The following is a 9,465-nucleotide window of genomic DNA, read 5'->3' as shown; positions in this document are numbered from 1 at the left end:
AAGCATCGCTTTAGGCATTGCCCTGCCGCTGGTGTTGTGGCTGATCAGCAAATTCATGCCGTACAAGCTGCCGGCGGAGGCTCACCCGCTTACGCTGGAACTGCTGCGCGAGAAGTATGCGCGCTGGGATTGGGTGGCGATGATTCTGATTTTTATCTTCGTCCCGCTGCTGGGCTACGTTTGCTATGAGGTTTTAAGCGCCCTGGCCGCGCAGCAGGTGAAGCCATTCGAAGGCGCGCCGTTTGTGCTGAAGCCGTTTTGGCTGGTGTGGGTCATACCCGCCGGATTTCTCGGGCTGATGGCCGCCAATATCCCGGTTTCGTGGATTTTACAACGCTTGTTGAAACAGGAGTTTGCCGAGTATCTGCTTTACCAGAATCTCAATTATGGTTTCGACAGCCAGCGGCTTGGGAAAAAATTGTTCACCATAATCGGTGCGCTCTGCGCGGCTTATCTTGCCTTTGCGTTGGATTTCTACATCATTTTTGGCCATTCCGAAATCATCATCAATGATCTGCCGTCGTTTTCGGAAACGCGCCATAGCTATGCCGATATTCAGGAGATCCAGGTCAAGCGCTTCCCTGCGTATCGGAATCCGAATCGCATCGAAACCGTCTTTACCATCGATTTCGAGGACGGTCGGCGGTGGAACAGCGCGTGGAGTCCCATCGATGCCAGTGATGCGCGTTTGCTTGAAATCATCGCGTTTGTCTCTGAAAAGCGAGCGGCTGGTCAATGAGGTGCGGGATAATACTCTGACCGCGGCTGGGAAAACGCCAGAGCCGAGGCTGAGGGCAAGGCGCTTAAAATTTTGTGTCTTGCTCCTTGCTCTCCGCCTCAAGCACTTTCTTCATTCGTACCGCAGCGCTTCAACTGGATTCGCCAGCGCCGCTTTGATGGCTTGCGTGCTCACAGTTAATAAAGCAATCAGCAAAGCTATTCCGCCTGCAAGCGTGAACACCCACCAGCCGATTTCAATACGATAAGCAAAGTCCCGTAGCCAGCGATTCATCGCATACCAGGCAATCGGCCAAGCGATGAAGTTGGCGAACAACACGAGCTTGACAAAATCTTTTGACAGCAACGCGGCGACGCTGGTGATTGTCGCGCCGAGCACTTTGCGAATGCCGATTTCTTTGGTGCGCCGTTCGGCGGCAAACGATGACAGTCCGAACAAACCGAGGCATGCGAGAATCACGGCAATGATGGTGAAATAATTGATCACCTGGGACAGCTTTTGCTCGCCGCCGTAAAGCTGTTCCAGCTTGCGGTCGAGAAAAGAATATTCCAGCGGCCAATCCGGCGAGAACGTTTTCCACGTGCTTTCAAGCGTGGCCAGGCGCTCGGCGAAATTGCCCGGGCCGATTTTAACGGCGTAATAATCAGGCCAGCCCGCATACGTCAAAACCAGGGGCTTGATCTCGTGGTGCAACGACTCGAAATGATAATCCTGAATCACGCCGACGATATAGCCCGATTTGCCGATTTCATTTTTGCCTGGCGCAAAGAGCTGCATCTTCTTGCCGACGGCGTCGTCTTTCCAGCCCAGCGAGGCCGCGGCTTTTTCATTCAGCAGAAAAGCCTCGGCTTGATCCGACGGTGAAGTTCGCGCCATGCCTCTCCCCTGCTTGATTTTAATGCCGGCGGTTTCGAGAAAATCATAATCGATGAGCAGCAGCGGCAGCATCGCCGGCTTGTCGATGGAGCCGCCTTCCGGAACGAAGCGATAGCCGAATGCGCCCTGGCCGGGAATATTCGAAGTGCCGGCCACGTTGAGAATGCCGGGGTCTTTCAGGAGCTCGTTGCGGAATGTTTCAAATTTCGCATTCACCGCCGGCCGCGCTTTGACGAACAAAACTTGTTCTTTATTGAAGCCCAATTCTTTTTCTTGCAGGAATCGCAATTGGCGATGCACCACGCCGAGGCCGATGATCAGCACGATCGATATGGCGAATTGCGCCACCACCAGCACTTTGCGAAATGTTTCGTTACCCCCACTCACGGCGACTGTTCTTTTGAAAATGCTCACGGGATTGAAGCGCGACAAGAAAAACGCCGGATACAAACCGGACAACACTCCCACCAGCAGCGCCAAGCTCAAGATGAGAAGAAGCCCGGTCCAATTTCCCAGAAGACTGAATTCCAATAGCCGTTCGGTGAGTCGGTTGAACGCGGGCATAAGCAACTCGACGATGACGACGGCGAGCAGCACGGCCGCCAATCCGGCGATGATGCTCTCGCCCAACATTTGGCCGACGAGTTGCGATTTTTCCGCGCCCACGACTTTGCGCACGCCGACTTCTTTGGCGCGCGTACCGGATTGCGCGGTGGAAAGGTTGACGAAGTTGATGCAAGCAATCACGAGAATCAGCAGCGCGATGGCCGAAAAGATGTAGACATACAAAACGTGGCCATTGGGCTGGATTTCGTTGTCGAGGCGCGAGTGTAAATGAATGCTCGTCAACGGCTGTAGCGAAAGCGTGAGGCCGCCTTTGATGCGGTCGGGAAAATATTTCGTGACGAATGCCGGAAACTTTTCTTTCAGGCTTTGTGCGGCGCGCGCTTCGGGCAATAAAAGATAAGTCCATGCGCCGGTCCAAAACCATTGGTTGTGGCGCCCGCTCGGGCCAGCCTGGCTTTCCCACAGGTTCAACTGAAATTGCAGCGGCGCGAGGAAGTCGAACTTGAAATGCGCGTTGTTGGGAACGTTTTTCATCACGCCAGTGATTTTCAGATCGAATTGTCTTTGATAACGCAGTGTTTGGCCGAGCGGATCAGCCTCGCCGAAATATTTGCGCGCCATATCTTCCGAGAGCACCACGCTGTTCGGCTCGCTAAATGCGGTTTTCTCATCGCCTTTGATTAAGGGAAAATCGAACATTTCGAAGACGGCGGGATCGGTGAAGAAAAATCTTTCTTCAATGAATTTGCGGTCGTCGATTTCGAGCAATGGGAAGTCGTCATTGCGATAGAAACGCATCGCCTTTTCGACTTCTGGAAAATCGCGGGCAAATGCTACGGCCGCGGGAAATGGAATGGAAGGCTCTTTATACAAAACGCCGTTCAAATCCAAATCGAGCTGGACGCGGAAGATCCGTTCGGCATTTTGATGAAATTTGTCGTAACTCAACTCATGCAAAACATAAAGCGTGATCAAAATGCAGCACGCCATGCCTGCTGCCAAACCGACGATGTTGATGGAGGAATACACGGCGTTTTTCTTCAAATGGCGCAGCGCGATTTTGAGGTAGTTTTTGAACATGGCTTCTCCATTTCAGATTTTGGATTGCGGATTTGGGATGCCTGACTGGTTTTTTATTCCATAATCCGAAATCCCCAATCCGCAATCGATTCACTCATAACGCAGTGCCTCAACCGGATTCGCCAGCGCGGTTTTGAGGGCTTGCATGCTTACCGTGAACAGCGCGATAGCGAACGCGATGCCGCCGGCCAATGCGAACATCCACCAACTGATGTCGATGCGATAGGCGAAATCTTGCAGCCATTTGTCCATGGCGAAATAAGCCAGCGGCGTGGCAATGACGAAAGCGACGAGTACGAGCTTGACGAAGTCTTTCGAGAGCAAGCCGATGATGCCGGCAATCGAAGCGCCGAGCACTTTGCGAATCCCAATCTCTTTTGTGCGATTCACCGCCGCGAGTGCCGCCAGACCGAACAATCCCAGGCAACCCAGAAAGATCGCAATGCCGCCTGCCCAGCCGATAATCGCGCCCCAGCGCGCCTCGGACTTGTAAAAAGCATCGAGATCGTCATCGAGGAAACTATGGGTGAAAGGCAAATTGGGAACGACATTGCGCCAGGCAGATTGCATCGCCTGCAGCGCCGCTGCCGGGTCGCCGGGCCGGATGCGGACAAAGAACTTCAGCGGCGTGTAGTCGGCAAAGGCATGAAACATCTGCGGCCGCACTTCTTCGTGAAAGGATCGAAAATGAAAGTCCTTCACTACGCCGATAACAGTTGGTAGACGCTCGGCATCTTCAGAATAGCCGGACAATCGCTTGCCGATTGCCTCCTCTTTTGTCCAGCCAAAAGCTTTAAGAAATGTTTCATTGACGATGATCGAGGTGTGGCTGTCCGCCGCAATGGCCGGATTGAGATTGCGCCCCGCAAGCAATTGCAGATCCATCACGGCAAGATAGTTCTCATCGATAAAATACTCATAGGCTTCATAGTGCTTGCCGTTGTCATCCCAGCCCGAACGACTCCAGCCTTTGCCCGCGCCAAGCCCCAACTCCGATGCGGCTACACCGGCGATTTCCGGCCGCGAGATGATTTCCTGGCGGAATAATGGATAAATGCGTTTGGCATCGACACCATCGGCATCAACGACCACGACATTCTCCTTGTTAAAGCCCGGCGACTTTGATCTCATGAAACGCAGTTGCTGTAGAATCGTGAGCGTGGATACAATCAAGCCGACCGAGAGCACAAACTGCAGCGTGACCAGGGATTTGGTGAGGAGATTCGAGCCGCCAAGCCGGACTTTGCTTTTTAATACCTCCACGGGCAGGAAACCGGACAATGCCAGCGCAGGATAGCTTCCTGCCAAAAGTCCGGTCAATAAAGTCATCCCGCAAAAAAGCCACCCGATTTCCGGGTAAAGCGTCTGGGACAATTGCAGCGATTTGCCGGAGAGATTGTTGAAGAAAGGCAGAAGCATTTGCGCCAACGCCAGTCCGATCATCGCGGAAATGATGCTCAAGAGCAATGACTCAACCAGGAATTGGCACACCAACTGCCTGCGCTGGCTGCCGACGACTTTGCGAATGCCGACTTCACGCGCGCGCCCCGCCGAGCGCCCGATGGCCAGCGTCGTGAAATTGATGCAGGCGATGAGCAGCACCCCGGCGGCAATCGCCAGCAGAATCCAAACGGTTTTGGGATCGATGGCCGCAGTGGGGCCGCCCCAGATGCGCGTGTCGGTGTGCATGGCACGTAGCGGTTGCAGGCCATAGGTTATCGGCGCGCCCTCGCCGGTCCAGAATCCTTGTTTGCGCAAATCTGCCTCTTCGTTGGGATAATATTTTTGGCGGAAAGCAAGCAGGCGTTGCGCCTCGTTCGCCAGTGTGCTGCCTGGGCGAAGCAAAACGAAGGTGCTTAGCGACGAGCGAAACCAATTGTCCTGCGAGCGCTTTCCCCAGGCAGTATTGTTCAAGAATTCAAAATTGGCCAGCGCTTCGAATTGAATGGAAGAATTTGCCGGAAGGTCTTCGGCAATTGCAGTGATGGTGAATGCCTCAAATTCTTTTTCCAGTTTGATTTCCACAGTTTTGCCGATGGGATCATCTTCTCCAAAAAGTCTCTGCGCGTTTTTTTCCGTCAGCACGATGCTGCGCAGCTCACGCAGGGCCGTCGTCGGGTCGCCGCGCTGCAAGCGAAAGGAAAACACTTCGAAGACCTGCGGATCGGCAAAGGTGACACCGATGCGGCTGACGCTGTTGTTTGCGCGAATAAAATCTTTGCCCCACGCCTCGCGAAAACGCACAAAATTTTCGACGTCGGCAAAATCGTGCTTCATCGCCGGACCAAGAGGCATGGGCATATACGGATCGCCCTCGGCATCGTCGCCTCTCATGGCCTCAGTCCAGCGATAAACCCGGAAAATGCGATCGGACTTTTCATGCAAACGATCAAAGCTGAATTCATTCACCGCGTAGAGCATGAACAGCGTGAAGCACGCCAAACCGGCCGACAAGCCGAAGACGTTGATAAACGTCAGCACTTTTTGCCGCGCCAGATTGCGCAGGGCGATCTTGAGATAGTTCTTGAGCACAGGTCTCTCCATTGCGGATTGCGGATTGCGGAGGCATAACTACCCGGAGAATCGCAATCTGAAATCCTCAATTCGCAATCGTTCTAATCCGGCTTTGGCCGGCTGTTCCACATATCCAAATGCATTTTCCAGGCGCCGTCGCTGCCGCGCTTCCACACGATCAGATATTTGCCGTAATTCGGGCCCCAGGCTTGACCGTTGTTGTCTCCGCTGATTTCGAAATAACCGTAGTCATAAGCGAAGTCACCGGTAATTTTGATTTCACTCGCCGTGATTTTGTGATGCGTGATGGTTCGGCCCGGCGCCAGCGTCCAATATTTCTTGATGGCCTCCTTGCCGCGAATGAGATCGCTGTTGCCAGGGAAGATGACGGCGTCGTCGGTATAGAGCGAAACCATTTTTTCAGCATCGCCCTTCATATAAGCCGCCGAAAATTGTGTGGAAATCTGCACAAGTGCATCGATGGCTTTTTGCTCATCGGCGGACTGCTGTGACAGAACCGCTTCAAAGCTTGGGCAAACGCAAAGCCAGAAAGCGGCCATCAGGCCGCAGGTCAAAATAGACTTTTTGTTCATTGCTACTCCGTTTGAAAAACTCGTTGTTGCTCGAATAATTTTTCCAGGAACCTCTCATCCTCGGAATCTTGTGAAAATTTTCCCGTGTAACCGCTCGCTTTGGCCAGTGCCGCAACTCGGCCTTGATTGTTCAGGAGAACATTGGGAATCATCGTCGCAATCGAATCTTGATAAGCCTCCGCCGGCGAGATGATCTTCCAGCCTTTGGCGCGGAGAAACTCGATCAAGCTGTCGACGAACAAGGCGGCGAGATCATTCTCATGCAGCAGCAAAACGTGCTTGGGCGAGCGGCCGAGTGCCGCCAGCGCCATTTGATCATAAAAGCTGAGGCTTTGCCAAAGATGCTCGAGGTAAAGCTGCTCAAGTTTTTCATAATCAACTTTCTTTTTCTCGCGCAGCGCGGCTTGAAAGAGACGGTCGAAATACCAATCATAATTGTCAACTGTGGCATAGCCGTTGAAATAACCGCGCTCATTCAGCGCCTTGCGAATGGCGTCGCGATCCGCGATGGTCCGGCCTTCGTCGAGAAAGGGAAAGCGAAACCAGGGTTTGAACCCCGGCAGCTCGCGCAAGATCGCGTCGGCCTTAAAAACATCCTGAATATATCCGGCCGCGCCGAGCTGCTGAATGCGCGTGTGTGAGTGTGAATGATTTGCGATGATGTGCCCGGCCTCGGCGTATCTGCGCAGTCGCGCCCTTCCTGTCGAATCCGCGCGGGTTGAGACGCAATAAAAAGCTACTTGCGGTACGTTTTGATTTTTGAGTTTGGTGATGAGCGTTTCCGTTCTGGCAGCGCCCGTGAAGTAAAACCCATCCGCAATCGGCGCGTCATCAAAAGTCAGCGCGATTTCCTGCGCGGCGAGCATTCGGGCGGGAAACAAACACATCAGAAAAATTCGGCAATTTCTTGTCATAAAAATCTCCGCCTGCTGTTGAAACATCAGGCTAAAAGTCGAAAACCACCTAAAGATGGTCAAATCCGGATTCGCCGGCTTGCCTCTTAACCTGATAATTCATCATCAGGCATCATGGTGATTTCTTTTGCGGCTTCAACTCCCACAGCACGTTGACGATCTTCCATTCGCCGTTCCATTTGGCCAGATGCATGTAGTCGATCCAACCAGACATGATGGCCTTGGCGCTGGCGGTGTTCTCATAAATGTCGAGGATGAAAACGTCTTTTTGCTGCTCGCCGATCGGGGTATTCTTGCCGCCGCCGCGTTTCACGCCTTGCACAAGCGTCATCGCACTCATTTGATCGAGCCGGCTTCTGCCGTTTTGATCCGCACGCACGATGCGTTTCGCCAGCTCGGGATGCACCGCGGCCTCCATGCGTTCGGGGTTGCCTTCATACCAGCCTTCGACGTAATCCAACGCTGCTTTTTTGATCGCAGCGGAATCTGCTGCGGTTTGGGCGTGAAGAGAAAAAGCAGACATGATGATGGTGAGAAAAATTGTTTTGACTAGAATCTTCATGGTTGATTCCTCTTGTTTTGCGATGATCGCGGACTGGAAAGTCCGCGATCCCTTAATTATTCATATCGTAACGTTTCCACCGGATTTGCCAGCGCGGCTTTAAGGGCGTGCGTGCTTACGGTGGCCAGCGCAATCACCAGCGCGATCCCGCCGGCAAACAGAAACACCCACCAGTCGATAGCGATGCGATAAACGAAATTTTGCAGCCAGTTTTGCATGATGAAATAAGCCACGGGCGCAGCGATGAGAAAAGCGAGCAACACCAGCCGCACAAAATTTTTGGCGAGCAGCGTGATCAAATTCAGCAACGACGCGCCCAGCACTTTGCGAATGCCGATCTCTTTCGTGCGCTGCTCCGTCGTGATCGCGGCGAGGCCGAACAAACCCAGGCACGCGGTGAAAATCGCCAGGCCGGCAATGACGCCCACGATTTGGCTCACTTGCCTGTCCGCGAGATAAAGCGTTTCAAAATGCTCGTCGAGAAAAATGTATTGAAACGGCCGATCAGGCACATGTTCATTCCAAACCTTTTCGAGATGGCCGAGCGCCGTTGCATAATTCTGCGGACTGATCTTGACCGACATTTCATCATAACCCCAATCCTGGCTGCTGATATAAAGTGGCTGAATCTTGTGGTGCAGGGAATTGAAGTTGAAATCTTTGACGACGCCGATTACCGTGCCCAGCGTGTCTTCCCAGCTCACGCCGAACTGTTTGCCAATCGGATCGTCCCACCCAAGATCTTTCACCAAAGCTTCGTTGACGATATAAGCGAAACGTTTGTCCGTGGGAATTTCATCTGAAAACGCGCGGCCCGCGACGATTTTCAAGCCATAAAATTCGATGAAATTCCGCGTCACGTGCAAATGCGAAGGCGAGAGCCTGATCTCGGCACTGTCACCCCGCGTGCGCGCGCTGTTCTGATGAATGTTGTTGCCCAACCGCTGTCCCGAGGCTGTGACGGCAAGCACCGCCGGGTTGCGCAAAAATTCTTCTTTCAACAAATCATACTTATTGTTGCTCGTGCCGTTCATTTTGAGCAACACGATTTGATCGCGCTGGAAACCGGGATTGCGATCTTTCATAAAACGAAATTGCTGCACGGTCAAGGCGGTGCCGACGATCAACGCGATGGCGATGGCAAATTGCGCCACCACCAAAACGTTACGCAGCATCACTTTGCGGCCGCTGGCGGGCGTTTTGTCTTTCAAAACTTCGACCGCTTGAAACGAAGAGAGAAAGAGCGCGGGATAAATGCCGGCAACGAGGCCCAGCAAAAACGTAAAGCCGATCATGCCGGGCAACAGCGCGGGATCGCTGAACAAATTCAATTCCAACGAGCGGCGGCTGATCGTATTCAACAGCGGCAGCGCCACTTCGGCAAGGAGCACGGCAACCGCCAGCGCGATGAAAGCGAGAATCACTGACTCGCCCAGAAACTGCCGCGCAAGCTGGAGACGATGCGCGCCGACGGATTTTCGGACGCCCACTTCTTTCGAACGGCTGGAGGAACGGGCGGTGGAGAGATTCATGAAATTGATGGCGGCAATGAGGAGCACGAAAACGGCGAGCAGGGAAAAAACGAAAATATATTTGCCGTCGAATTTCTGCCAATTATGA

6 protein-coding genes are annotated in these 9,465 nt (G+C 53.2%); all 6 read right to left on the bottom strand.

Going from position 1 to position 9,465, the window contains the following annotated elements:
• Positions 1 to 850: 850 nt before the first annotated feature.
• Positions 851 to 3,262, bottom strand: coding sequence for an FtsX-like permease family protein (locus tag FBQ85_20820; GenBank protein MDL1877582.1), 2,412 nt, complete (start codon positions 3,260 to 3,262; stop codon positions 851 to 853).
• Positions 3,263 to 3,352: 90 nt separating this feature from the next.
• Entirely contained in the window at positions 3,353 to 5,794 is a 2,442-nt protein-coding gene (locus FBQ85_20815; GenBank protein ID MDL1877581.1) for an FtsX-like permease family protein, read from the bottom strand.
• Positions 5,795 to 5,877: 83 nt separating this feature from the next.
• On the bottom strand, positions 5,878 to 6,369 hold the full coding sequence (locus tag FBQ85_20810; GenBank protein MDL1877580.1) for a DUF4440 domain-containing protein: 492 nt from the start codon (positions 6,367 to 6,369) through the stop codon (positions 5,878 to 5,880).
• Positions 6,370 to 6,371: 2 nt separating this feature from the next.
• Positions 6,372 to 7,346: a polysaccharide deacetylase gene (locus FBQ85_20805; GenBank protein MDL1877579.1), complete on the bottom strand. Its 975-nt coding sequence runs from the start codon at positions 7,344 to 7,346 to the stop codon at positions 6,372 to 6,374.
• 49 nt (positions 7,347 to 7,395) lie between these two features.
• Positions 7,396 to 7,845 carry a nuclear transport factor 2 family protein gene (locus tag FBQ85_20800; protein ID MDL1877578.1) on the bottom strand — a complete coding sequence of 150 codons (450 nt, stop codon included), beginning with the start codon at positions 7,843 to 7,845 and terminating at the stop codon, positions 7,396 to 7,398.
• 56 nt (positions 7,846 to 7,901) lie between these two features.
• On the bottom strand, positions 7,902 to 9,465 hold a 1,564-nt coding region (locus FBQ85_20795), incomplete at its 5' end, for an FtsX-like permease family protein (GenBank protein ID MDL1877577.1).

It is taken from the genome of Cytophagia bacterium CHB2 (assembly GCA_030263535.1).
Taxonomy (GTDB): Bacteria; Zhuqueibacterota; Zhuqueibacteria; order Zhuqueibacterales; family Zhuqueibacteraceae; genus Coneutiohabitans.
Note: the sequence above shows the minus strand (reverse complement) of the source record. Positions and strands in the feature narration are given on the sequence as shown.